The following is a 26442-nucleotide window of genomic DNA, read 5'->3' on the forward strand; positions in this document are numbered from 1 at the left end:
AATACAAAAGGCAGGGTACAAACATGGAATATGTTCTTCAGACTCAGCAGCTTTGTAAAAAATACGGAAAATTCAACGCTCTCACCGATTTTACCATAAATGTTCCCAAGGGCTCTATCTACGGTATGGTCGGAAGAAACGGCGCAGGCAAAACTACCCTTATCCGTATTGTTACGGGGCTGAATAATCCGTCCTCGGGAGAGTTCACTCTCTTCGGGACAAAGAATACTGACGCTGATATACTTGCAAAGCGCCGAAAAATAGGCGCTGTTGTTGAAACTCCGTCACTTCACCCCGAAATGTCCGCAAAGGACAACCTTATCCAGCAGACTAAGGCGCTGGGCATCTCAGATGAAAAGCTGGACGAGATATTAAATCTGGTGGGACTTCCCAATACAGGAAAGAAAAAGGCTAAGCACTTCTCTCTCGGTATGCGTCAGAGACTTGGCATCGCCTTTTCACTGGTAGGCGATCCCGATTTTCTCGTTCTTGACGAGCCTATCAACGGTCTCGATCCGCAGGGTATCATGGAGGTCCGTGAGATGATACTCAAGCTCAACCGCGAAAAGGGTATCACTATTCTTATCTCCAGCCATATCCTTGACGAGCTCTCGCGTCTTGCCACACATTACGGCTTCATCGAGCAGGGACGCTGTATCAAGGAAATGAGCGCCGAAGAGCTTGAAAAGGTGAGCCGCCGTTCGCTCCATATAAATGTCAACGATACTCAGCTGCTTGCACAGGTTCTTGACGGTATGAAGGCTGAATACAGGATATACTCGCCGACTGAGGCGGATATATTCACTCCGATGCAGGTAACTCCCCTTGTTCTTGCACTGAACGAGAAGAAGTGCTTTGTAAATTCCATGACAGAGCACCATGAGAGCCTCGAAAACTACTTCATGGGACTTGTAGGAGGTGTTCGCAATGTGTAATTTACTGGCAGAAGGCTACAGACGTCTTTTCAAAGGCAAGAGATTCTATATCGTAATGGCGGTCATGGCGGCTATCCCAGCGCTGTTCGCCTTGCTTTACAGTGCTTCCAACAGCTTTATGGAAGCGGCTTCAAGACAGGAAGGCGAGGCGGCTGAGATATTCGCAGATATGAGAAGCTACGCAGATGACCTGCTCTTCAGCCATACAGGCGTAATGGTGCTTCTTGTGGGAATCACCGCAGGTATGCTTATTGTTCAGGATTTCAGGAACAATACCATAAGAAACAAGATAATCGTCGGTCATTCAAGGACTGAAATATACCTTGCAAATCTCATCGTTTCACTGACGGTCATGATGATATACGAGGCAGTATATCTTGTTGTTGCCCTCGCTTTCGGCGGACTTTTACTGGGCTTCAGGGATTTCCCGAACACGGATATAATAGTGAATATGCTCCTTGTACTGCCTATTGAAATGGCGATGACCTCGCTGATAGTGTTCCTCTGCACATCTATGAAGAACGTAGGCGGCTTCGTGCTCTCAATCAGTATGCATTACATCGTGTCAATGTTCTCGCTGGCACTTCTGCTTCTTCATAAGCACCCGAAGATAATGGAGATAGTAAAGGAAGCCGTTCCGTCCTATCAGATGGACCTTATCGGCAATGGACCTATACCCGAGCACTGGCTGAGAATGATACTGTTTATGTTTGGCATCACTTTGATATCAACAATAGGCGGAATACTTATCTTCAAGAAATCAGACCTTAAATAAGCTAAAAAAGCTCCCGAAAGGGAGCTTTTTGCTGTTCAGAAGCCCATGACCTGCGCCTGTCGTGAAAAGATTCGGGGGAGCGCACTCGTCGAGCCTGTGCCGCCTGCATCTTAGTTATGACCTATAATTATTACAAATAAGAAAAATTACACAGTGAAATTATTACAAAAAAAATACAAATTCACAGTATCGCAGATTATTCGCCTCCAAACAGTTGACAATTTCTGTTTTTCTTGATAAAATAGATATGATGCCTATTTTGTGCATTGACTACTTTTAGGAGGAGGAACTGCTTTGGGAGATAGTAAGTTTTGCAACAGATGCATGGCACAGTATGACCAGTCTATGCACGTTTGTCCGTCCTGCGGATACGTGGAGTCAGACGAACATAACCCCATGTATGTCCCACCAGGTACGATACTCCATAGCAAATACCTCTGCGGTGTTCTTCTGGAATACAACGGCGAGGGTGCGACCTATATCGGCGCTGATACAACTACAGGCAAAAAGGTGCTCATAAGAGAGTATATGCCTATAAACCTCTGCACCCGTGTCAAGAATAAGGCTATAATCAGCGTAAATTACAATAACCTTGCCAAGTACAAGGCTTTTATGGCTGAGTATACCGAGCTCAACAAGTCTCTTGCGAGACTCCGCAACAACTCGAATATACCGCCTGTTCTGGATATGTTCGCCGAGAACAACACCACATATACCATTTTTGAATACATCGAGGGCGTTAAGATACTGGATTACCTCAAGGAAAATGCAGGCGAGCTAAGCTGGGAGCAGGTCTCAAAGATATTCCCGCCGCTGTTCACCACTATCGGCATTCTCCATAACGCAGGCATAATCCACCGCGCTATCAGCCCCGATACAGTCTACATCACCGACAAGGGCGAGCTGAAGCTCTTCGGCTTCTGCGTTTCCGCTGTAAGAACTGCAAATGCAGGTCTGGAATATGAGCTCTTCAAGGGCTATGCGGCTCCAGAGCAGTATTCCGCAAGCAGCAGCAGTCGTCAGGGTTCATGGACTGACGTTTACGGAGTCTGCGCACTCCTCTACAGAGCTCTCACAGGCTGTATGCCTGTTGACTCTATGAGCCGTCAGAACCACGATGACCTCCACGAGCCTCATATGCTGGATTCACGCATTCCGCGCCATGTTTCAAGAGTTATCATGGAGGGCATGAATCTCAACGGCAGAGACCGTATACAGACTATCACCGAGCTGGTTACAAAGCTCTTTGAGCAGCCTGCCGAGGACGAGGAAGAGCTTCTCGACAATACAAGCACTGTTCTTCTGGGCAGCGGTATAGGCAATACAGCCGCTTCTGCAATGCACGAAGCTCCTCAGCAGCCTGTATATCAGCACGAAAATCCCCAGAACGTCATTCACGAGCGCAGCGCTCCCGTATACAAGAAGCCCCGCCGCGATGACAGCTACAGCTACGAAAAGATAAATACCGTGGACAGGATAAAGGTACCGATAATCGTTGCTCTCCTGTTCCTCGCTATTATGATGATACTGGGCGTTATCTTCTACAAGCTCATCGTTCCGCCCGAGCAGGAATCCACCGTATCCAGCAGCAGACGTTCATCGTCAGTTTCGGATAAGGTCGTTGACGACAACAAGGAGTCCACCAAGGAAAAGAACATCGTAATGCCGAATCTGGTAAAGCAGTTCTATTCGCTTACCAAGGACAAATACAAGGAAGACTTCGCTCTCGACGCCGACTATGAGTATAACAACGATTACGACAACGACGTTATCTTTGAGCAGAGCGTAGAGCCGGGTGACAAGATAGCACAGGGCGACGTTGTAAAGGTCAAGGTCAGCAAGGGCAAGGAAACCGCTACTATCCCGGATTATCAGGGACTTACCATGGAGCAGTACAAGAACGCTCTCGATAAGGCAGGTATCCACGACCATAATTACCAGTTCGTAGAGTCAAAGGATTCCTACGGCAAGGCAAATTCGATCGTTGGCTTGCAGGTAGACGGCAAGACCGTTACACCTAACTCGACTTTCAACAACAAGAGCGGCAAGAAGCTCACCGTATTCTATGTTTCTGCAAATACAGTTACTGCTGCGCAGACAACAACAGCTGCTTCTACTACAGCAGCACCTACAACAACTGTTGCAGTAACAACTCAGGCACCTGTTCCGACTACGGAAGCACCTACAACACCGCCTGAGCCGATAACAAATCCGCCAGAGCCTGTAACCAACCCACCCGAGCCGGTTGAGCAGCCTGCTGAACAGCCAGCCGAAGGCGGCGGAGCATAATGAAACAAAGCCCGAAAGCATAACCATGATACTCATATAGAAGTTTTATAATTATTATTGAGAGAACCCCTTTTGAAAAAGGGGTTTCTCTCAAACTCTCTCCCTAAAACTTTCGTTTTGTTTTTTCACAGATAGGGCGCACCTGCATTTTTGCAGGTCTTTTTTTATTTAAGAAGCGCCCTATCTGCGAAAAAACCAGATAAAAGTCTTTGGAAAGGGGGATGGGGGTGACTCCCCGCAGTGCGGGGAGATGTCACGCAGTGACAGAGGGGCGCGCCTCCGTCAGAGGAACCTTTCCTCAGAAAGGTTTCCCCCATAATTAACTGTAAGCTTCTATATAAGTGTTGCGGTTACGCTTTCGGACTTTTTATTATGGTAGGGCGGATATTATCCGCCCGAAATTATGCATCATGTATTAAAAAAGCCACAGTACAATGTACTGTGGCTTTGATATTACAGATTACCGCTGTTTACTGAGAGTATCTTCATTGAGCTGTACTGGAACGTACCGTCGTCTTTTTCGATAAGCTTGTACTCAGCCTGCTTTGCAACGGTCTTTTCCATCCACTGTGGGAGCTCCGCGATATAGTCGACATTGAGAGTATACTCATTGCCGTTCTTGGTGATAGACTTTATCTCGGGAGCGTAGGTATGTGTGATAGTCTTGACCTTGACGTTGTATGCGCCGTCGGAGTAGTAGAATCTGGACTCCACAGGACCAACGGTAGCGTGTTCAAAAGCAGGGATATTCTCGCCGAAGAGCTCTACTGCGTACTTTTCAACGTCAACATCGGGTATGCTGACTGTATCAAGGGTGAGCTCGTACTTCGATACCTTGCTGTCGTCCATGATTATAGACCAAATAGTAGCGGTTATGACCTGCTCGGAGGTGAGCTGTGACGGATCGCTGAACGGCTCTATATCCATGATAGCGGCAGGGTATATCATCTGTGTGAAGCTGTCCTTCTTTACCTCACCCGATGTGAAGCTCTTTGCAAATCCGATACCCTTTGCGATAGTAGCGATGATACCTATCACAGCAAAGACTGTGAGCACCACGCCAAGCACGGTATACAGGCGCTTCTTCTTTGGAGTGTCTGTGACTGTATCTGCTTCTGAGCTCTCAACGTGCTCGCTTCTCTGAGCGATGAGCTCGGCAGGATCCTCGTCGAGTATCTTCTTGAATGTGGAGGGCTCTTTTTCTGCCTTTTCAGCAGGAGCCTCAGCCTTTTCGGGTTCTGCGGCAGTTTCCTCGGCAGTCTCCTCTATCTCGAACAAGCCCTCGGTGCTGGTAGCTTCGTTGATAGCCTCCTCGTATTCGTCAACAGCAGGAGCCGATTCCTCGGGAACAGCTTCTTCTGCGGCTTCGGGAGCTACAGCGCCCATCTGGGAGCGTCTCATGTCTATGACCTGTCTCTGCTTGTCGGGAGAAAGGGCGTCAAAGCGCTCCTTGAGGTCGGGAGTGAGACCGTTAATGATGTCCTCGTCTGTGAGAACCAGTGGTTCAGCGGACTTTGGAGTATTTATATCGGCAATAGCTTCGGCAGCGTCCTCGCGGATATTGTCCAGCATACTGCCTACGGGATCGCTGTAATTATCGGGAGCAGCGTCCTCGGGGTGATTTATAGCTGCAATAGCGGCGTCAATGAGGTCTGTAGCGGAAACTGCGCTGTCATCGCTCTCGAAAAGTCCCTCCTCGGGAGCAGTTTCAGCTTCGGTCTCGGGCTTTTCATCGTCCTTGCCCTTATTTTTGAGCTTTTTGAAGAAACCGCCTATCTTGCTGGTCTTTTCAGCTTCGGGAGCAGCTTCTTCTGCTGTCTCGGCAGGAGCTTCTGCTGCTTCACCGAGAGCTTCTATTGCGGAATCCACTTCATTTTCGGCAGCGGAGGAATTAACGATTATCTCCTCTGCAAGAGAAACGGGAGCGCTTTTTTCTGCTTCTTCTGCAAGACGGCGCATTTCCTCAGCCTGACGCTGTTTTTCAGCTTCTTCTGCAAGTCTGCGCTGCTCTGCTTCTTCTGCGAGACGAGCCTGCATTGCCATTTCCTCAGCCTTGCGCTGCTTTTCAGCCTCTATCTGAGCGATACGGCGCTGTCTTTCGGCTTCTTCCTCAAGTCGTGCCTGCTCGGCAGCCTCTGCGAGTCTGCGCTGGCGCTCGGCTTCTTCAGCCTCGCGTGCCAGACGGCGCTGCTCTGCTTCTTCTGCAAGGCGCTGTCTCTCTGCGGCAGCCTCGGCAGCTCTGCGGGCTCTTTCAGCGGCTCTCTGCTCCTCGGCAGCGTTCTCGGCAGCAAGTCTTGCCTGTCTTTCGCGTTCCTGTTCCTCGCGGCGGAGCGCTTCGTAGTCGGGCAGTTCGCCTGTTATAACTATTTTCTTTTTCTTGACGGGCTTTGGCAGCTCCTCGTTCATGGGAACTGTGTCGAACACCCTTGTTGCCTCGGCAGAAGCCTCGGTATGCATCACCTCGTCGATGATGTTGGGGACCTCCTCGGGCTCTGCTTCGGAAACAGGCTCGGGGACAGGTATATCCTGTGACGGCGGAGCAAATTCCCATACAGCAGGTGGGGTGTCATCGTGGACAACAGGCTGTTCCTCTATATGGTGCTTTTCCTCCTCGAGAGCGTGGAGCAGGTCATCGACGGACATATCGTCGAATTTGCTTTTTCTTGCAGCTCTCGGAGTATTATGGCTTCTTGCAGGAGTGCTTCCGCTGCTTCCGCCGCCGTCCATAAGGCTGTTGAGCATATCGTCAAGATCTTTTCTAATAGCCATTTCGACCTCCAAAAATCAAATAAAATGCTGTATTTATCTTATCTGACCGTTACCGTTTATCAGATATTTTACTGTAGTAAGTTCTGTAAGCCCCATAGGACCTCTTGCGTGGAGCTTCTGTGTAGAAATGCCTATTTCTGCTCCGAAGCCGAATTCACCGCCGTCGGTAAAGCGTGTAGAAGCGTTGACGTAAACTGCCGCAGCGTCTACCTGCTTCTGGAATTTCTGAGCGCTTTCCAGTGAGCTTGTAACTATGCACTCGGAATGACGGGTGCTGTATTTTCTTATATGAGCGATAGCCTCGTCGATATCGTCAACGACCTTTATTGCGATGATGAAATCGTTGAACTCTGTAGCGTACTCGGTCTCTGTAGCCTTTTCAACGGAATCGCCGAGGATAGCGATAGTTCTGTCACAGCCGTAGATCTTCACATCGTGCTTCTTGAAGCGCTCTGCTATCATGGGCAGGAACTTGTCCGCGATATCCTTGTGAACGAGAAGGCTCTCGATAGCGTTGCATACGGAAGGACGCTGAGTCTTGGCGTTGTCTGTTATCTCCACAGCCATATCAAGGTCTGCGGAGGCGTCAACGTAAACGTGACAGTTGCCTGCGCCTGTCTCGATAACAGGTACGGTAGCGTTCTTGACTACAGCCTGTATGAGGTTCGCACTTCCTCTTGGGATAATAACGTCAACATAGCCGTTGAGACGCATGAGCTCTGTGGTAGTCTCGCGGTCTGTCTTTTCTATGACCTGTATCATATCAGCAGGGAGCCCTGCCTCCTCGATAGCCTTGCGCATGATGTTTCCGAGACAGATATTGGAGTTTATAGCCTCCTTGCCGCCCTTTAATATGACAACGTTGCCTGCCTTCAGGCAGAGAGCAGCAGCGTCAACTGTAACATTCGGGCGTGACTCGAAGATGATACCGATAACTCCGAGAGGTACTCTTGTCTTGATTATCTGCAAGCCGTTGGGACGGTTTCCGCCGCCGATGATCTCGCCGATAGGATCAGCAAGAGCGATAAGCTCGTCAACGCCCTTGGCAATGCCCTCGATACGCTTTTCGTCAAGCTTGAGTCTGTCCTGCTTGGCTTCGGTCATGCCGTTAGCCTTTGCGTTGGCGATATCCTTGGCATTCTCGGCTATGATAAGCTCCTTGTTTGCAAGGAGAGCCTTTGATATAGCTGCGAGAGCGTTATTTTTAAGCGAAGTTGAAGCGCTTGCCGCAGCTGCCTCGGCAGCCTTGGCTCTTTTGCCCAGTTCCTCTGTATAACTCATATTTACACCTCTGTTACTTAGTATTGCGACTTGAAAAGAGTACCTATCTCTTTGTCCTCAAAGAGGTCGTAGAGCTTTTCGGGATCTCTTCCGTTCATTATTATCATGTCGATGCCTGCATTTGTAGCTATCTTAGCGGCGTTTATCTTGGTGGACATACCGCCTGTACCAAGACTTGTACCTGCGCCGCCTGCCATAGCCTCTATCTCGGGAGTTATCTTCTCAACGAGAGGTATTGGCTTTGCGTCGGGATTTTCACGGGGATCGCCGTCGTAGAGAGCGTCGATGTCGGAGAGTATCAGAAGCAGGTCAGCTCCCGAAAGCTCTGCGACCAGAGCGGAAAGGGAGTCGTTCTCGCCGATCTCGAGCTCCAGCTCATCTATAGCAATGGTATCGTTTTCGTTGACTATGGGGATAACGTCCATGCCTACCAGCGATTCTACAGTAGTGCGGAAGTTCTCGCAGTGGCTTGGATTGTTGATTATCGCCTTTGTGAGCAGTATCTGCGCCACGGTAACGCTGTATTTAGCGAACATATCGTCGTAAACGTGCATGAGCTCGCACTGACCGATAGCGGCTACAGCCTGCTTGGTCTTGGTATCCTTTGGCTTTTCGGGAAGTCCCAGCTTTCCCGCGCCCAGACCTACAGCTCCCGAGGATACCATGATTATCTCACGTCCGGAGTTGTGGAGGTCGGAAATAACGCGGACCAGATTGGTCATGCGGCGTATATTGAGCTTGCCCGTCTTGTGGGCGAGGGTAGATGTGCCCAGCTTTATGACGATACGCTGTTTTTCGGATATATTTCTCATAGTTCTGACTTCTTTCAGTTGACTTTGTTTTTCGGTGAGCCGTTCTGCCAAGCCCTGATGTTATCGCATACGATATCCACAAGGCGCTGTCTTGTCTCCAGCGGAGCCCATGCGGTATGGGGAGTGATAACGCAGTTCTTAGCGCCCTTTAACGGCGTATCGGGAGACATCGGCTCCTTTACCAGCACGTCAAGGTATGCGGCGGCTATCTTTCCGCTGTTGAGAGCTTCTGCAAGGTCTGCCTCGTTCACTACTCCGCCGCGTGAGGTATTCACCAGCATAGCAGAGGGCTTCATGTGTGAGAGGAGCTCCTTGTTGATGATGCCTGCGGTCTTGTCCGTGAGAGGACAGTGGAATGTAAGAACATCAGCCTTTTCTGCGGCTGTGAAAAGGTCAGTGACCTCGTATGGGCAGTCCTTTGGCTGAGTTCTTGTGCTTATGACGATATTCATGCCGAAAGCCGAGCCTATCTCGGCTACTTTTCTGCCGATAGAGCCGAAGCCCACTATGGAGAGATTCTTGCCTGCAAGCTCCGAGGTGGGGACAGGGAAGTAAGAGAAAGCAGGAGAGCGCTCCCACTCGCCGTTTTTTACGGCAGTATCATAGTCTCTTACGCGGCTGAAGCGGTCAAGTATGTATGCGAAGGTCTGCTGAGCTACGGCGTTTGTGGAATACTGACCTGCATTGCAGACAGCTATGCCCTTCTTTGCGGCATAGTCTATATCCACGTTATTGAAGCCTGTAGCGAAAAGACCTACATATTTTATGTTTGGGCAGGCGTCCATTACTTCCTTGGTGATGAGCACCTTGTTGCAGAGGACTATGTCTGCGTCGCCGATATTAGCGGCAGTCTCCTCGGGCTTGGTGAGGGGGATTATCTTCACGTCGCCCAGTTCTTCAAGCTGAGTGGTGGGGATATCGCCGCTGATATTTACGGTATACCAGTCGAGAACAGCTATTTTCACGGCTTATTTCTCCTCGCTTTTCTTAGCGTCAGCAGCTTCCTCAGCCTTTTTCGGCTTGCAGATGAAAGTGGATATCAGTGCTGCGAGAATGAGAATGAACTCGATGAGTCCGACAGCGTAGAAAAGGGTTTTATTGTCGGATATCCAGAGAGCAAGGGAAATAGGCGGAGCGATAGCGAAAATGAGCTGGAAAGGTCTTTTCTGAGTTGCGAATCTGTAAGCAAAGAAAATGACCGATATTATAGCGAGTGCGATATGCATAGAAAAACCGAATGGGAATATGGAGGGGTGCTCCGTGTCGGATATCTGTGCAATAGAGTTGAGCATATTTAAAAGGTCCATGATTACTCCGTTCTTCCGTCCGAAGAAGCGCCTTTGCGCAGGGCGGATATATTAAAAGTTGCATAAGTCTGCACATTACAGTATAACACAAACGGCTGAAAAATTCAACTATTCTTTTAAAAAATACACAAAAATTTTATGGCGCACAGTCTCAGATTTTCGGCTGTTTTTAACATAGGGGTTGAATTTGCCACATATTTAACGTATAATGGTATTTAGTGATTTTTTGAAATTATAAAGTTGAGAGTTGAGAATTGAGAGTTGAAAGTTGTGGTATCGCCTGCGGCGATATTATTTAAAAATGTGAGCGAAGCGAACTCATAAACTCTCAACTCTTCACTCTCAACTCTCAACTGAATCTGAATTTACAAGGGGGCAATTTATGATATATATGCTTGAAGATGAACAGGGTATCCGCGATTTCGTGCTGTATGCCCTGAGAAACAGCGGCATGGAGGCAGAGGGCTTCGAGACGCCCGGCGCTCTCCGCGAGGCTATGGAAAAACAGCTCCCCGAGCTGCTGCTCCTTGACAGAATGCTGCCCGAGGAGGACGGTCTGACGGTACTGAAAAAGCTCCGCAGCGCTCCCGAAACAAGAAAGCTCCCTGTGATAATGCTGACCGCAAAGGATACCGAGCTTGACAAGGTGGAGGGGCTTGACAGCGGTGCTGATGACTACATCGCAAAGCCCTTTGGCATGAGGGAGCTTATGTCCCGTATAAAGGCGCTTCTGCGCCGCACGGCTGATATCCCCTCGGAGAGCGAAAGACTGGAGCTTGCGGGACTGTGTATCTATCCCTCGAAGCATGAGGTGTTTGCCGACGGCGAAAAGGTAGCCCTCACCCTCAAGGAGTACGATATGCTGCTGCTCTTAGTGAAGAACAAGGGGGAGGTTTTCTCCCGTGACAGGCTTCTCCGCGAGATATGGGGCTACGACTTCTCGGGAGAGAGCCGCACTGTTGACGTTCATATAAGGACTCTCCGCTCAAAGCTTGGAAACTGCGGCGAGCTGATACAGACTATCCGCGGCGTTGGCTACAAGGCAGGTGACGGCAGCGATGACTAAGAAAATATTCCTCAGTATCGTGTCTATCTGCGGTATATCGGTGATTTCGGTAATGCTGCTCATTACGGCTCTGATGTATAATAAGGCTGCCGACAGCGCCTCCGAGCAGGCTGGCAATGAGGCGAGGCTCATTGCCTCGGCTGTGGAAAAGGGCGGCAGCGATTATCTCTTTGATACCGATTTTTCCGAGAATATCCGCGTGACATGGATAGACAGCGGCGGTACGGTAAAATTCGACACCGATAAGGACGCCGAGTCTCTTGAAAACCATGCTGACCGCGAGGAGATAGCACAGGCTCTGGAAACAGGGGAGGGCAGCTCCTCACGCTATTCCGAGACTATAATGAAAAAGACCGTCAACCACGCAGTAAGGCTAAGTGACGGCTCTGTTATAAGAGTTTCGGGAGCTCACAGTTCCTTTACCGCGCAGCTTCTGAAGCTGATAAACCCCATACTGCTCATACTTGCGGCAGCCGCGCTGTTTTCGGCGCTTTCCGCAAGTGCCGTATCGCGCAATATCGTTAAGCCTATCAACGATATCGACCTTGAACACCCCGACGCTCAGAAGAACTACAAGGAGCTTGCGCCCCTGCTGGAAAAGCTCCGCACTCAGAATCACAAGGTCAGCCGACAAATGGACGAGATACAGAGCAGGCGAGAGCAGTTCAGCCTTATGACCGAGAGCATGAGCGAGGGACTAATAATCGCAGATCCGAAGCTCATGGTGCTTGCCTGCAATACTGCGGCGCTGAAGCTTCTTGGCACAGGCAGCTTCACTATGGGGCAGAGCATTTACGCTCTCAATAACTCCGATATCTTCCGCCGCTGCCTGCTGAACGCACTGGGCGGCAGGCGCTCCGAGTGCATACTCCGAACAGGCGGCGGTCAGCGCGAGGTCATCGCCAGCCCTGCCAACAGCATAGACATGGTCTGCGGACTGGTGGTATTCATCATGGACGTTACCGAAAAGCAGGAGCTTGAGACCATGCGCCGCGAATTTACGTCGAATGTGTCCCACGAGCTGAAAACTCCGCTGACTACTATCTACGGAACGGCGGATATGCTTGCAGGCGGTATGGTACAGCCCGAGGACGTTGCACAGTTCGGCGGAAATATCCGCAGCGAAGCCGAAAGGCTCATCAATCTTATCAACGATATCATCTCCTTGTCCAAGCTGGACGAGGACTCCGCTCCCCATGAGAATGAGAGCGTTGAGCTCTACAGTCTTGCAGAGGAAGTGCTTGGACGTCTGAAGCTCAGCGCCGAGGAAAAGGGCGTGGCTGTGTCGCTTACGGGAGAGAAGGTCTCGCTGCTGGGCAGCAGGACTATCCTCAGCGAGGTGCTGTACAATCTCTGCGACAACGGCATAAAGTACAACGTCAGCGGCGGCAGACTGGACGTGAAGATATCCCATGCGCCAAAACGTGCTATAATCACCGTCAGCGATACCGGTATCGGTATACCCAAGCAGCACATCGGGCGAATCTTCGAGCGCTTCTACCGCGTTGACAAGAGCCGCTCACGTAAGATAAAGGGCACAGGTCTGGGACTTTCCATTGTAAAGCACGGCGTAATGTACCACAACGGCACTGTCCATGTGGACAGCGAATCGGGCAAGGGAACTACGTTTACCATTGAGCTGCCCATTGAGAAGAAAACCAACGAACAAGGAGAAAATATATGAGCAGGACTATTACTGCCCCGGAGCTGAAAGACTTCGGGGACGCAATGCTTGTGGATATCCGCGACAGCTCCGCCTTTGAGTACGGACATATCAGCGGAGCCGTGAATATTCCGCAGGAGCAGGTGCTTACAGCGGAGCTTCCCCGTGACAGGAAAATAATCATATACTGCAAGGGCGGTATCATCAGCGGCGATATCGCCGAACAGCTCTGCGACAAGGGCTATGACGCCTACGAGCTGGCAGGGGGCTATGTGGAATGGCTCCGTGGCAAAATGGAGCAGCGCGACGTCACAGAAGCAGTGGAGCTGAGCCTGCGTAAGAAGTTCAAGAAGTCCATATGGTGCAAGTTCACAAAGGCTATAAACGAGTACGAGCTGGTGCAGCCAAACGATAAGATAGCCGTCTGTATCTCGGGCGGCAAGGACTCAATGCTCATGGCGAAGCTCTTTCAGGAGCTGAAACGCCACGACAAGTTCCCCTTCGAGGTAGTGTTCCTCGTTATGGATCCGGGTTACAGTCCCGAGAACCGCCGTGTTATTGAAGAAAACGCCCGTTCAATGTCCATACCCGTCCATATCTTCGAGTCGGATATCTTTGACTCGGTATACAATATCGAGAAGAACCCCTGCTACATATGCGCGAGAATGAGGAGAGGCTACCTCTACAGCCACGCAAAGGCTCTGGGCTGCAACAAGATAGCTCTGGGACATCATTTCGACGACGTTATCGAGACTATCCTCATGGGTATGCTCTACGGCGGACAGGTACAGACCATGATGCCGAAGCTCCACAGCACCAACTTTGAAGGCATGGAGCTGATACGTCCGCTGTATCTTGTCCGAGAGGCTGAGATAAAGCACTGGCGCGACTACAACGACCTGCATTTCATACAGTGCGCCTGCAAGTTCACCGATACCTGCACTACCTGTGACCCCGACAGCCGTTCCGTGTCAAAGCGTCTGGAGATAAAGAATCTCATTGCGGAGCTGAAAAAGGTTAATCCGCAGGTGGAGAAGAATATCTTCCGCAGCGTGGAAAACGTCAATGTGAATACAGTCATCGCTTATAAGGATAACGAGGGAGTACATCGTTTCACCGATAAATATGATGATGTAAAGAAATGAGAGCTTTTTGCAAAAAAATCAGCTTATATAGACGCCAGCTGAGAGTAAAACGGTTCAATAAATACGTTTATACTTTATTATTGCGCTGATTTTAATAAATTTGTGCATTATTTTCCCTGTTATAAAAAATCCTTGAAGAGCCATAATACTACCACGGCATCAAAAACTTTTTTAAGGAGATAACAGAAATGAGCAATAACAGCAATAATAAGGGCGTAATGACAGAAAAGGGCAGAGAGGCTCTCGAAAGATTCAAGATGGAGTCTGCAAACGAGCTCGGTATCAACCTCAAGCAGGGCTATAACGGCGATCTTACCTCCCGTGAGGCAGGTTCTATCGGCGGCAGCATGGTCAATATGATGTGTCCGGAACAACAATGGAAAATTCCGCGAAATAGCGTGAGATCAATGGGACACAAGGTGGTGTATACATACTATATGCAGGTCGGGATATGAAAAAATCAGGCGTTGCTTGCAAAATATTATAATACCGTACCGACACGGTTTTGAGATAATCAATTGACAATTGCATCAAATATTTATTACTAAATATTTGAGCCTTGAACGTATACGTTGTGTTATTGTTGCCATACAATAACACAACTTTTTTTATTCATAATTGTAATGATGTGAAGAAGACTTATGAATGATTGAAAAACTTCTCTGAGTATGGTATAATTATGAAAATTACAGAAAGGCAATACGGTCAAGCTTATGATAATACTGATAACAGGAGCTTCGCACACGGGAAAGACGCTCCTTGCACAGAAGCTGCTTGAAAAATACAAGTACCCTTATCTTTCCATAGACCACCTTAAAATGGGGCTTATAAGAAGCGGTCAGACCGAGCTCACTCCCTATGACGACGACAAGCTGACGGCATACCTCTGGAATATCCTGAAAGAGATGATAAAGACTGCCATTGAAAACGAACAGGATCTCATGATCGAGGGCTGTTATATTCCCTTTGACTGGAAGAACAGCTTTGACGCCGACTATCTGTCGCAGATAAAATACATCTGCCTTGTTATGAGTGAAAGCTACATAACCAGCCATTTCAGTGACATTGTCAGCTTCGGGAACGCTATCGAGAAAAGGCTCTCCAATGACCTCAGTATTAAGGATATAATACAGGACAATCAGGAATACCTCCGCGGCTGTATCAGTTACGGACTTGACTATTTTCTGATAAATGATGAATACGATTTGGAAAGGTGCTACATATGCCCAACCCATGGGAAGAAATAAGTCTTGACGACTACGAAAAGCACATGAGCCTTGATTCTGTGCGGCAGCTTCAGGCGCTTGATTCCATAATGAAGGAGCAGTTCGCTGCCTACCCTGTGGAGACTTCCGCAGTTTTGGGAGTTGCAGGCGGAAACGGACTTGAACACATCGCCACCGACAAGTTCCGCACAGTCTACGGAATCGACATCAATGCGGACTACCTCAGCGCGGTATCTCAGCGATATACGGAACTTTCGGGAGTTCTGAAATGCCTGCGCATCGACCTTATAAACGAGGCAGAGAAGCTCCCTCAGGCACAGCTTCTGATAGCGAATCTGCTTATTGAGTACATCGGTTACGGTGCGTTTCAGCGAGCCGTTTTGCAGACCGCTCCCGAGTTCGTTTCCTGCGTTATACAGATAAATACGGACGAGGAGCAGTGGGTGTCGGAGTCGCTGTACCTGCGAGCTTTCGACAGGCTGGACGAGGTACATCACCAAATGGAGGAAAAGGCTCTCACGGCTGCTATGGAGGAGATAGGATACTCGGTGATATTGCAGGAGTCATTTTCGCTGCCAAATGGCAAGGCACTGGTGAGATTGGATTTTCAAAAGAAAGGATGATTTTATGTATATTCCGGACATACCAGACAATAGTCTGACAAATGAAATAACTCAGATTGTTGAATTGAGTAAAAAGCTTGAGGAAAAAGACTATTATTTTGAATTTTTGCAACCCGAAGATGAAGAAAAAATAATTTCATGGGAAAAAGAAAATAGTATTATCATTCCTAATTCAGTAAAAGATTGGTTACGGTTTACAAGAGGAGCAATTCTGGCTGATGATATAGCCAGAATTGGCGGTATTAATGGATTTGAATTCGGATGTGATTATGTGCCTGATGAAATGGTAATAATCGGTCAAATAATAGGCGATGGTCAACTTATTGGTTTTTCAAAAGAAACAGGGGAGTTCATGTGGGAAACTCACGCTGATATTATTATATTCGATTCGTTTGCATCGTTTTTAAATGAAGTAGTAATTAGAATGTTAGAAAAATCTTAAATAAAGACCGAAGTGATTTGCTGGATATTTGCATGATAATAAAGCAACTTAATTAGTCTTAAGACCTGACACAACAAGCCACAAAATATCAGCGTGTTCCTCTCCAACGGTAAGGCGCTTGTGAGACTGGATTTTAAGAAAAACGAGGTGTAATATGTCAATTTTATCGAAATTATTCGGCAGTAAAAAGCCTGAAAAAGAGCTCAAAATCGTTCACGACAAATACTGTGACTTTACCGGAATGGACGGCGGTTCATGGTACAAAGGTACAGTGAAATGGCACAATTATGAATGTGACATTGTGCTTGATGTTGATGAATACCCAAGCGAAAAACCAACCATTGAAAAAGCCCTCGCCGTGTTCAATATGCTTTACGAAAACATGGAGGAATGGGACAGAAAGGTCAAGGAATGTGCCGCGGCTGAATTTGTGAACGAAAACGGTATGGTCGAGATATGGGGCGACGGCAAAGAGGACAATGTTCCGCCAATGCCAAAGGAAGACTTCATAAATGCTCTCGATTTTTTTGAAATACATATCGCAGAAAACGGTGAGCTCAAATTCAGGATACCTGCCGACGGACTGTTCACCGACCACGAATTTGTGATCGAAACAGACATCAGCGGCGAGAATATGACTTGTTCGCTGTGCGGATAAAGCTTCTCGGATAAATGAGGAAAATTGCGATGAGTGAAAGACCTGAACTTACAACTGAAACAGATGCAAGCGCGTTCAGAAATTATTACTATCTCAAAGAAGAACTGGTGCAGTTCTGTCGCGAGAATAGCCTGCCAGCATCGGGCTCAAAGCAGGAGCTTACAGAGCGGATAGCACATTTCCTTGAAACAGGCAAGGTGCTGAACGGCACAGCGCAAAGGAAAGTTTCAGCCGTCGTTGGAGACATTACCGAAAGCACAGTTATTGAAGCGAACATTGTATGCTCGGAGAAACACAGAGCCTTTTTCAAGGACAGGATAGGAAAGTCCTTTTCGTTCAATGTGGCGTTTCAGAAGTGGCTGAAAAACAGCGCAGGAAAGACCTATGCCGACGCGATACAGGCTTATTATCAGATATTGGAAGATAAGAAAAAAGGCAGGACTGTCATTGATAAGCAGTTTGAGTACAATGCATATATCCGTGATTTCTTTGCCGATAATCAGGGAAAAAGCCTTGATGACGCGATCAAATGCTGGAAATACAAGAAGAGCCTTGCAGGGCATAACCGCTACGAAAAGTCTGACCTTATTGCATTGGAATGAGGTGAAACAATGCTTGAACCAAACGAATTATATCTAACAGGACTGAAAGTAAAATGGGATAAGATAGAGCTTTACAGTTATCTCCGAAAAATAGCCGCTATCAAAGCACTTGACGAGCTGACCTTCAATACGCCCGTCACTTTCTTCGTAGGCGAAAACGGAAGCGGAAAGTCCACTCTGCTTGAAGCTATCGCTGTCGCTTATGGCTTCAATCCTGAAGGCGGAACTCTCAATTACAGCTTTTCCACCTATGATTCACATTCCGAGCTTCACGACGCTCTAAGGCTTGTAAGAAGCTTCAATAAAGCCAAATGGGGGTACTTCCTCAGAGCGGAGAGCTTTTACAATGTAGCTTCTGCCGAGGAAGAATATACAAAGATCCAAGGTGAGCCCCAGCATTACCACGAAAAGTCCCACGGCGAGAGTTTTCTTTCAGTCATACAAAGAAATTTTAGTCAGAACGGTCTGTATATCCTCGACGAGCCAGAAGCAGCTCTGTCTCCGCAAAGGCAGTTGACGCTTCTGCTTGAAATATCAAAATGCGTTAAGAATGATTCGCAGTTCATCATAGTAACTCATTCGCCGATACTTCTCGGGTATCCCGAAGCAACTATCATCAGCTTCGATGACGGCGAGATACATCCCATTGGCTATGAGGATACCCAAAGCTATCAGATAACGAAAATGTTCATCAATGACCGCAAACAGATATTGAGACATCTTTTTGAAGAATGATCTGACATAACAAGTCACAAATATCAGGACACCTCACACCTGCGATGTTACTATGATATGGAAACATACCAAAGCTCTCTGTGCAAATACAGAGAGCTTTTATTTTGTATAAATGAGGCAATATAAGGCTGTATATTATTGAAAGATTGTCTGTTTAATGGTATAATAAAAACAGGACTTTCACAGTCGATAGATTGGAAAAATAAAAGTTCTGGAAAGAATTTCTGTTTTTTCTAAGACATTTGCCCTGTAAAACTCGTCTAATAAGTGAAAGGCAAAATATTTCCGGAAAGGAGCCGTTCAATGGATAATGGTGCAAGTAGCTACAGCCGTTATCTTGTCGGAGACGATTCAGCTCTTGGAGACATTGTCCGTGAATATAAGGACGGTCTCACTATCTATCTGAATAGTTTTACCAATAATATCCATGATGCTGAGGAGCTCATGGAGGAGACCTTCTTCAAGCTTGCTTACAAAAAGCCGAAATATACAGGAAAAAGCTCATTCAAAACATGGCTTTATTCTATTGGGAGAAATCTTGCTATCGACTATCTCAGGCGCATGAAGAAAAAACGGGATACCTCGCTGGACGAGTGTTCTGATCTCAGCTCTGGGCTGGATATCGAGGAAAACTATATCAAAGAGGAACAGAAGCTGATGGTGCACAAAGCACTGAAAAAACTGCACAGCCAGTACAGTCAGGCTATATGTCTTACTTACATAGAAGGCTTCAGCAATTCAGAGGCGGCGTGTATAATGCATAAAAGCAGCCGACAGATGACAAATCTGCTATATCAGGCGAAAAAAGCTCTCCGTGAAGAGTTGGAAAAGGAGGGGATAAAGTATGCGGGAATGGGATGAGATAACTCGTGACCTTCTCAGAAGAAGAGATGAGAAGATAGCTCGGAAAAAGGCGCAGCTGCGCGTCGTGAAGAGAACGGCGCTGTCTGCTCTGTGTCTTTGCGTGACCGTTGCAGCAGGTGCAGGTATATGGAAGAATATGCCTGAGCGCACAAAAAATGCCGACAGCCATAACGAGCCGACCACTGTCACTGACGAGCCGGTTTCCGACGGCAACGAACCGCCATCTGTTACTTCATCGGTAAACAGCGTTGCTGCCACAACACAGGAAAAACAGGATATCGTCACAACTGCTGCGGTAAAAACAACATCTGCCCGTACTACTCTTACAGCAGCCTCCGTTTCTGCACAGCGGACTACTGCTGCGAATCCGTCAGCTCTTACGAACAGGCATGAAAACATAGTTACGACTGATATTGATGTATTACCGAATGAACCTCAATCTGACAGTGAAAGGAATGTTGTTATGAGAAAATTTCTGGCTGTTTTAGCAGCAACTTCAGCAATGGCAAATCCAATACTTGTAAACGCTTCACCTATAGTCCGCTTTGGTCCGAAAGAGGATTATATGTATTCTGCTACATTAAATTACAGCAAGATCGAATCAGGCGAGCTTGATCCCAATTTCAACGGCGACGGAAAATTCGATATCTTCGATGCCCGTGACGCCTATGCGGCAAAAAGCCCTGATATGAACACCATTTACAATTATTATCTGCTCAATAACGGTATTGTTCCCGAGGATTTTGACGCTTACAGGTATAAGGATGAGAACGGCAGGGTATCAGATGATTCATGGCGTTTTATTGACTGGATATCAAGTATGCCCCAGCCGAATTTAAAATACGATTATGCTGTAAAGTACGATCGCGAGAATAACGTAAGTCTTGATTTCAATGAGGACGGCGTTGTAGATTACAAGGACTGCCTTGATTACTGGATGTTTGATAATTATCTGGTAGGCTATGTATTATGGAACCTTGACTTTGACATACGCGATGAATTTGCCGAGAAATACGGCGTTGATCCTGATAACAGAGGCTGGGCGATCGAACACAGACTGGATTCCATACTTGGAACCGAGTCCGAGGATATAGGCTTCTGCATTCCTGCCGATATGTTTTATCAGGACTTCCCCATGAAGGAGTCTACGCTGAAAAACTGCGCTCAGTATTACAGAGAGCACAGATATATCGGTCATGATTTTGACGCGGGCTCTGTCCTTGTTACCAAGGAGATCATAAACAACTATGATTTCACCGAGGAATGGCTTGATCCCGATAAATGCTATGAGTATCTCATCTCAAATGCCGACGAGAAATATCTGGACAATATACGCTTCAGAGAATGTGTAGCTTGCATATCAGGACATGATGAAAAATTCACCAATTCAAAGGGTGAATTCTTTGAGAGGATAAAATATGAGTATGATTACATGGGCGAGGCAAGAGTTGACGCTATCGAAGCAGGTCTTGTAAAGTATGAGGACTACTGCGATATACTCAGCTGGCACAGCAACAATCAGAACTATATGTCAGCTACCTACCCCGAGTACGAAAAGGCTGTCATGGAGGGCAGGACAGCAACTCCAGATATGAACGCCGACGGAAAGCTTGACGATCTGGATATGGAGATACTTTCCGCCTGCTACAGAGTCATCACGGTCAAGGAGTACACTACAGACGAGGTCGTAGATACAGTAAAGCGCTGGTATGATCCTAATATGTTCTCACGCGCAAACAACGGCAGATACAACGTGAACTTTGACAGACCTGACTGGAATCCTGACGGCAACGTCATAGCTTCACTTGACTGCAACGAAAACGGTATTATCTGCGATGATTATGATGTTCTTTTTGCAGGTATCTATATCTCCAAGTACGGAACAGTTGATTTCGACCTGTACAACGAGTTCTTTGCTTCAGAGTTGTATACTCAGTTTGAGAACAGAGACTGGAGATATTACGACCGTAATTCAGGCTTCTTCCAGGATTTGCCATACGGAGTTTACTATGATTACATAGTATCGCTGGGCGATCTCCTGTTTGATATGGACAAGGCTAACAAAACCGAGCCGAAGGCTCCGAAGGCAGCACCCTACAGAACAGGCGACGCAACTGCTGACGGCGATGTTAAGATGAACGACGTTGTTCTCATAATGCAGACGCTTTGTAATCCGAATAAATACAGCCTGTCCATAAGAGGCGAATTCAATGCCGATGTATACAATACAAATGATGGAATTACACCTAATGACGCGCTGACGATCCAGCAAAGACTTCTTGGAATTATTTGAATAATGAAAAAAGCTCCGCATTGCGGAGCTTTTTTCGTTTATCGGATATGGTTTCCTGTATAAACTGTGTTTTTCCTGCTTCGGGAAACAAATATACAGGCATTGCCTTGCTGCTAATATAGTCAGGCATCTTTCGAGCTTGGCAAGGATATCGGCTTTTTTGTATCTCTTTCCTCTGAATACAAGCTGATCGATACGGTCACCGTAGACTTTATTTCAGTTGTCCTTCAAATTGGGATAATTCTTGAACATACCCAGTCATAAAATACTGAGATACGACATATTTCGACAAAATCTCTGAGAGTATAGCCAGTTTTAATGTGGTATAATAATCACAGCACGGTTTTATACCGTCAAATTATGAAAGGAGATGTTTCTATGAACATCGAGACTATGCTGCAAATTGTAGCCGAACAGAACCACACGACAGTTGAAGAAGTGCGAAAAGAAATGGAAAAGGCAATTATTGACGCAAAAGATACGCCGAATTTCAAAAAGACCTTCGACAATAAGATGCCGACATTGGAGGAATTTATAGAGAAAGGAATTGAACTTGTTAAAGAGAATATGGATAGTTGATAATGCTCATAACAATACTGCCGAAGGTCTGTTTTTGACTACATATTCGCCTTATTGCTTATGCCGAATTGATTCCACCGCCATAGAAAGCACTTCCGATATGTAAGGCTTATCTACTTTATAGTAGAATATTGACTGAACGCGCTGTGGATCATACTCATATGCGGATTCTATTGCTTTTCTCATATTACGCTCGACAGCTCTAACATTTTTACCATGTTCCATTGCAACCATCGGATACAGTTCTTTTGTAAGGGATTTGAGAAGATGAGGCGATTTTAACGATAGAAGTATTGCTTTTATGAGAAGATGATAACCGGTTAAATGAGGGCGAATACCAAGTTTCTGTACAAATTTTACGACGTCGTTTTCCAGCTGGTCTGTATGTAATTCATTTCCTTTTGACGACAGGCTGGCTGGCAAATGATACGTCTTTTTTTCTTCATTTTCATTGATTACAGCGTTGTTTGATAACATAATTATTCTCCTTTTATGTTCCGTAGTTTTAATGTTTTAGTATAGGCTGAAAAACGACAGGATCACCGCTTGCTTCAATAGTTATTATTTTAAGAAAAACAGTTGACATAATTTGATATTAATGATATAATCATACCATTAATAAATGTCAAAGTCTATGCATTGTTTCCCTGCTATTTGAATAAGGCTTTATGTCGAATTAGCCTACTTACTATATATGAATTGTAACATAATTCGCGGTTTATTTACAAGCTATTTTCAGTATAATCATTGTATAACTTTAGTCTATTTTATTGAACTCAAAAAAATACCAAAAAGGAGCTTTTTATTGCATGGAAATCGAAAAACTCAAAAAAACTACCATTGAACGACTAAAAAAGGTCAAGGCAGAGCAGGGATTATCCGTTTCAAGAATAATGGAAATGCTCGAAGCAAAGGGAAAGTTTGTGTCGGAAGCGACAGTTAAAAGAATTTTTTCTGAGGGCTCTGAGGACTTTAATTTTCGTTATCAGGATTCTATAGCGCCTCTTGCTGACGTACTTCTTGACCTTTACGGCGATACAAGCGGACTTGATGAAGTAATGGCTTTGAAGCAGATAATACACGACAAGAATCAGACCATAGAATTTATGATGATAAAATTTGAAGAACAGAAATCTGCATATGAAAAGAATGTTGCGCATCTGAAAGGTCAGATACATAGACTTAATGAAAGACTGGATATCCGTGAAAGATCTATTGAACGCAAGGACACTATCATGGAAAAGCTCCTTAATGCATATCTGCTTAAGGAAAACGGTGATATAGAAGTTGAGTTGTAAATATCAGTATAATCCCCCCTGTAAGTCTTATAAAGATTACAGGAGGTATTGCATTTAGAGATATTTGAAGTTATTACTCTTCATTTTTTTTTGCGAAACATTCCTGATTTTTTGAAATTAATAATTGTTATTATACAGCAGTCAGAGAAGTAATATCTCCGGCTGCTGTTTTTTTGTATAACATAACAAAAAACGCAGAAGCGTTGATATTGTTTACAAAAAGTCTTTATATATGTTGATTGATTATGTTATCATACAACTATAAAGATTCTTTTATATTTAACAAAATCAAAGCGACTCTTATTAAATATATTGAGTTAGTCGTGTGACATTTGCCTGACGATTACAAATCTGTAATTATCCGCATCCGGGAGAAAAAATATGCTACAATGACTTTGTCATTAAAAAAGGACATAAATGCTTCCGATAATAACATAAAACAGAAGCAAATATATCTGCATAGGGGGATAGATGATATGTTGTAGCAATGATTTTATTAAATGCACAGATAAAAGAAACGGCTTAATTTTAAAAGGAGGAATTGAAATTGTCTAATCGAAGAATACTCAAAAAAATGCTCAGCTTTACCACAGCAGCTCTTACCTGTACAAATCTGATGTTCGCAGGTAATTGCAGTCAGCTTTTTTCACAGGAAGGCTTTACAGTATTTGCAGCAGAAACAGAAAATACTGAGATAAGTATCGACAAAACTTACTTGAAGGTCGGAGAGGCTCTGAAGATCAATAATCCGACAGGAAGCATGATAAGATGCCTTGCGGACGGCAGTGAGGTCGATCCTGAGAGCTTTGTCCTTACAGAAGAATTCTATGAGAAGTGGATAGAAGTTCAGGAAGTTGACGGTGAAGGATACGAAACAGTGGACAAGGTATACTTCAGCAAGCTTCCCGTTATTTATATCAATACAGATGACGGTCAGGTCCCTGCATTTAAAAAGGACGCCAAGAGCGGCGAGATGTTCATACAGAACAACGAAGAATCAGCAGAGCCGCTTTACAACGGCAAAATGACTATGCAAGGCCGCGGCAATACTACATGGGGTTGGGAAAAGAAGCCGTATAAGATAAAGCTCGATAAAAAGACCGACCTTTACGGTATGGGAAAGAGCAAAAAATGGTGCCTGCTTGCAAATTATCAGGACGAAAGCCTTCTGAGAAATACGACTGCTTCAAAGCTTTCCAAGGAGCTCGGTCTCACTACTATGGAGACAGTCTGGACAGATGTAGTCATAAACGGTGAATACGTCGGAAACTATCAGCTCTGCGAGCAGGTAGGCATTGAAGAAGCAAGAGTGGATATATTTGACTGGGAGGGCGAAGCTAAGGACGCCGCTTCTGCTATCGCTAAAAAGGAAAAGATAAAGGGTGACAAAAAAGACGAGCTTACAGATATGATGACAGAGGATATGTCATGGATAAAAGAAGGCGGTACAGTTACTTTTGACGGAAAAGAATATCTGGTATCGGACTATTATGACTTTGAAAGCGACATTTCAGGCGGTTACCTTTTTGAGTCTTCTGAGGAATACGACGAGGAATCAAAATTCATGACAGATTCGGGACTTAAAGTAATGCTCAAATCTCCCGAATTTCTTGCTTCAAACGACGCAATGATGAACTATGTGCAGGATTACTGGCAGAATTTTGAAAACGCCTATCGTTCAGAGGACGGATATACCGAGATAGACGGCAAGATGACTCATTACACCGAGCTTGCTGATTTTGATTCAATGGTATCCTACTGGCTGCTTATGGAGATAATGGGAAATGACGATTCGCGCTACAAGAGCAGATATATCTACAAACCGCATGATTCTCTTCTGAAATTCGGCCCTCCGTGGGACTTTGACACAGGCGCAGGTTCAATAATCGTAAGTCAGGAAATAAGCAGTGAGGCAACAGGCTGGAAGGTATCACAGTTTGAAAATCCGCAGAATTTCTACAGGGAGTTTCTTGATGATCCGCTGTTTATTTCGGCAGCAACAGACAGATACTGGCAGATAAGGCCTTACCTTGAAGACGTTATAAAGGAAAACGGCGCACTTGAAAGAGACAGCGAATATCTTTACGAATCGGGTATGGCTGACAGTGCGCTCTGGGACAGAAATAACCAGTGGCCCGGTTACGGCAGAGGCTATATAGCCGACAGAGACTTATTCATATCGTATATGCGCGAAAGGATAACGTGGCTTGACGAGCAGTTCAGCTCGGATGACGCATTGCTCGCAAGCACATATAACGAAAACAGCGCTTCACCTTATATCAGATCAGATGCAGTGAATATCTCGACACCAAACGCTGTTGATGATACGATATCAGCAAGTGCTCCTGCCGATGCTGTTATCAAGCCCGAAAAAGACCTTATCATGCAGATAGCCGTAAATGATCCGCAGACAACAAGTCTGAAAGTATATGTAAACGGTTTGTACTATGATACTTTTGCACTGTCAAAAGGTTCTGTAAGATTTGAGCTTCCTGCCGATAAGTTAAGTCAGGCAGCAGAAAAGAAAAACGTGATATCCTTTATCGGAAAAGACAAGGATAATAATACTACAGTCAGAAACTTCACTACTGTAAAACAATGCGAGTACGCTGCTGAACCCGTTCCTGAATTCAAGTCGCAGAGTATTGTTCTGAGCAGACAGATCAGCTTTAATTTCTACCTTGACCTTACTTCTCTTACAGAAGAAGAAAAGAATAACAGCTATATGGAATTCAATATCAATGGCAAAACATACACAGATGCCTTTGACGCTGATTTTATGAGCTGTGACGGAAAATATTATGGCTTTACTTGTTCTCCCGATTCATTTGCAATATCCAACAGGATAACTGCGGTATATCATTACGGGGACAATAAGACCATAACAAATACGTTCTCGGTTCCCGATTATATAAATACGATAATAAGGAACACATATAACAGGTATAATGAGAGAATAATCGCTATTATCCGTTCATTGCTTGGTTTAAGGAACTATTTCTGTCCGCCGCGCCAGAATAATAGTATTTTCAGAACATGGTACTAAAATGATGTAAAAAGATGGAGCCGCTTTTGCGGCT

General features: G+C 45.9%; 24 protein-coding genes. 18 read left to right on the plus strand and 6 right to left on the minus strand.

Annotated elements, in window-relative coordinates:
- The first annotated feature begins 23 nt into the window (after nt 1–23).
- From T497_RS0109370 to T497_RS17555, 3 genes are all read left to right on the plus strand, one after another.
- On the plus strand, nt 24–935 hold the full coding sequence (locus T497_RS0109370; RefSeq protein WP_028515385.1) for an ATP-binding cassette domain-containing protein: 912 nt from the start codon (nt 24–26) through the stop codon (nt 933–935).
- Nucleotides 928–1710, plus strand: coding sequence for an ABC transporter permease (locus T497_RS0109375; protein WP_028515386.1), 783 nt, complete (start codon nt 928–930; stop codon nt 1708–1710). The genes T497_RS0109370 and T497_RS0109375 overlap by 8 nt, the downstream gene beginning before the upstream one ends.
- 294 nt (nt 1711–2004) lie before the next feature.
- Nucleotides 2005–3999 (plus strand): protein kinase domain-containing protein, encoded by a 1995-nt coding sequence (locus T497_RS17555; protein WP_155266886.1) that lies wholly within the window; start codon nt 2005–2007, stop codon nt 3997–3999.
- Between the two features lie 453 nt (nt 4000–4452).
- Here T497_RS17555 and T497_RS17560 read toward each other — a convergent pair whose 3' ends face one another.
- The 5 genes from T497_RS17560 to T497_RS0109405 are packed head-to-tail and all read right to left on the minus strand — an operon-like array spanning nt 4453 to nt 10168.
- Entirely contained in the window at nt 4453–6768 is a 2316-nt protein-coding gene (locus T497_RS17560) for an MAP7 domain-containing protein (protein WP_051530607.1), read from the minus strand.
- A 33-nt stretch (nt 6769–6801) separates the two neighbouring features.
- Entirely contained in the window at nt 6802–8049 is a 1248-nt protein-coding gene (locus T497_RS0109390) for a glutamate-5-semialdehyde dehydrogenase (RefSeq protein ID WP_028515388.1), read from the minus strand.
- A 17-nt stretch (nt 8050–8066) separates the two neighbouring features.
- Nucleotides 8067–8861: a glutamate 5-kinase gene (gene proB / locus T497_RS0109395; RefSeq protein ID WP_028515389.1), complete on the minus strand. Its 795-nt coding sequence runs from the start codon at nt 8859–8861 to the stop codon at nt 8067–8069.
- A 14-nt stretch (nt 8862–8875) separates the two neighbouring features.
- Nucleotides 8876–9826 carry a D-2-hydroxyacid dehydrogenase gene (locus tag T497_RS0109400; RefSeq protein ID WP_028515390.1) on the minus strand — a complete coding sequence of 317 codons (951 nt, stop codon included), beginning with the start codon at nt 9824–9826 and terminating at the stop codon, nt 8876–8878.
- A 3-nt stretch (nt 9827–9829) separates the two neighbouring features.
- Complete coding sequence (locus T497_RS0109405; RefSeq protein WP_028515391.1) at nt 9830–10168, minus strand: hypothetical protein; 339 nt, start codon at nt 10166–10168, stop codon at nt 9830–9832.
- Nucleotides 10169–10550: 382 nt separating this feature from the next.
- Here T497_RS0109405 and T497_RS0109410 point away from each other — a divergent pair, with 382 nt between their 5' ends.
- The 13 genes from T497_RS0109410 to T497_RS0109475 all read left to right on the plus strand — a co-directional run bounded on the left by T497_RS0109410 (nt 10551) and on the right by T497_RS0109475 (nt 22064).
- Entirely contained in the window at nt 10551–11234 is a 684-nt protein-coding gene (locus tag T497_RS0109410; RefSeq protein ID WP_028515392.1) for a response regulator transcription factor, read from the plus strand.
- Nucleotides 11227–12918, plus strand: a complete 1692-nt coding sequence (locus T497_RS0109415; RefSeq protein WP_028515393.1) for an ATP-binding protein — start codon at nt 11227–11229, stop codon at nt 12916–12918. The genes T497_RS0109410 and T497_RS0109415 overlap by 8 nt, the downstream gene beginning before the upstream one ends.
- On the plus strand, nt 12915–14042 hold the full coding sequence (locus T497_RS0109420) for an ATP-binding protein (RefSeq protein WP_028515394.1): 1128 nt from the start codon (nt 12915–12917) through the stop codon (nt 14040–14042). Before T497_RS0109415 ends, T497_RS0109420 begins: the two co-directional genes overlap by 4 nt.
- A 188-nt stretch (nt 14043–14230) precedes the next feature.
- The gene (locus T497_RS18985; RefSeq protein ID WP_028515395.1) at nt 14231–14497 is read left to right on the plus strand and encodes a small, acid-soluble spore protein, alpha/beta type; all 267 of its coding nucleotides are present in this window, start codon (nt 14231–14233) and stop codon (nt 14495–14497) included.
- A gap of 258 nt (nt 14498–14755) precedes the next feature.
- Nucleotides 14756–15289 carry an AAA family ATPase gene (locus T497_RS0109430; RefSeq protein WP_028515396.1) on the plus strand — a complete coding sequence of 178 codons (534 nt, stop codon included), beginning with the start codon at nt 14756–14758 and terminating at the stop codon, nt 15287–15289.
- Complete coding sequence (locus tag T497_RS0109435) at nt 15265–15891, plus strand: hypothetical protein (protein ID WP_028515397.1); 627 nt, start codon at nt 15265–15267, stop codon at nt 15889–15891. The genes T497_RS0109430 and T497_RS0109435 overlap by 25 nt, the downstream gene beginning before the upstream one ends.
- 4 nt (nt 15892–15895) lie before the next feature.
- Nucleotides 15896–16333 (plus strand): SMI1/KNR4 family protein, encoded by a 438-nt coding sequence (locus tag T497_RS0109440; protein ID WP_028515398.1) that lies wholly within the window; start codon nt 15896–15898, stop codon nt 16331–16333.
- Nucleotides 16334–16487: 154 nt separating this feature from the next.
- Nucleotides 16488–16991 carry a DUF2262 domain-containing protein gene (locus T497_RS0109445; protein ID WP_028515399.1) on the plus strand — a complete coding sequence of 168 codons (504 nt, stop codon included), beginning with the start codon at nt 16488–16490 and terminating at the stop codon, nt 16989–16991.
- A gap of 29 nt (nt 16992–17020) precedes the next feature.
- On the plus strand, nt 17021–17593 hold the full coding sequence (locus T497_RS0109450; protein WP_028515400.1) for a DUF6434 domain-containing protein: 573 nt from the start codon (nt 17021–17023) through the stop codon (nt 17591–17593).
- Nucleotides 17594–17602: 9 nt separating this feature from the next.
- Nucleotides 17603–18328 (plus strand): AAA family ATPase, encoded by a 726-nt coding sequence (locus T497_RS0109455; RefSeq protein WP_028515401.1) that lies wholly within the window; start codon nt 17603–17605, stop codon nt 18326–18328.
- Between the two features lie 303 nt (nt 18329–18631).
- Complete coding sequence (locus T497_RS0109460; protein WP_028515402.1) at nt 18632–19189, plus strand: RNA polymerase sigma factor; 558 nt, start codon at nt 18632–18634, stop codon at nt 19187–19189.
- Nucleotides 19173–21485, plus strand: coding sequence for a hypothetical protein (locus tag T497_RS0109465; protein ID WP_028515403.1), 2313 nt, complete (start codon nt 19173–19175; stop codon nt 21483–21485). The genes T497_RS0109460 and T497_RS0109465 overlap by 17 nt, the downstream gene beginning before the upstream one ends.
- A gap of 378 nt (nt 21486–21863) precedes the next feature.
- Complete coding sequence (locus tag T497_RS0109475) at nt 21864–22064, plus strand: hypothetical protein (RefSeq protein WP_028515404.1); 201 nt, start codon at nt 21864–21866, stop codon at nt 22062–22064.
- A 51-nt stretch (nt 22065–22115) separates the two neighbouring features.
- On the opposite strand, the gene T497_RS0109480 is transcribed toward T497_RS0109475, so the two are convergent.
- A complete protein-coding gene (locus T497_RS0109480; RefSeq protein ID WP_028515405.1) occupies nt 22116–22541 on the minus strand; it encodes a sporulation initiation factor Spo0A C-terminal domain-containing protein in 426 nt (141 codons plus the stop codon).
- Nucleotides 22542–22873: 332 nt separating this feature from the next.
- On the opposite strand from T497_RS0109480, the gene T497_RS0109485 reads away from it, so the two are divergent.
- A complete protein-coding gene (locus tag T497_RS0109485) occupies nt 22874–23362 on the plus strand; it encodes a hypothetical protein (protein ID WP_028515406.1) in 489 nt (162 codons plus the stop codon).
- Nucleotides 23363–23909: 547 nt separating this feature from the next.
- A complete protein-coding gene (locus T497_RS0109490) occupies nt 23910–26408 on the plus strand; it encodes a CotH kinase family protein (protein WP_028515407.1) in 2499 nt (832 codons plus the stop codon).
- Nucleotides 26409–26442 lie beyond the last annotated feature (34 nt).

Origin of the sequence: Ruminococcus flavefaciens MA2007, assembly GCF_000621845.1 — a bacterium.
Classification (GTDB): Bacteria; Bacillota; Clostridia; order Oscillospirales; family Ruminococcaceae; genus Ruminococcus; species Ruminococcus flavefaciens_E.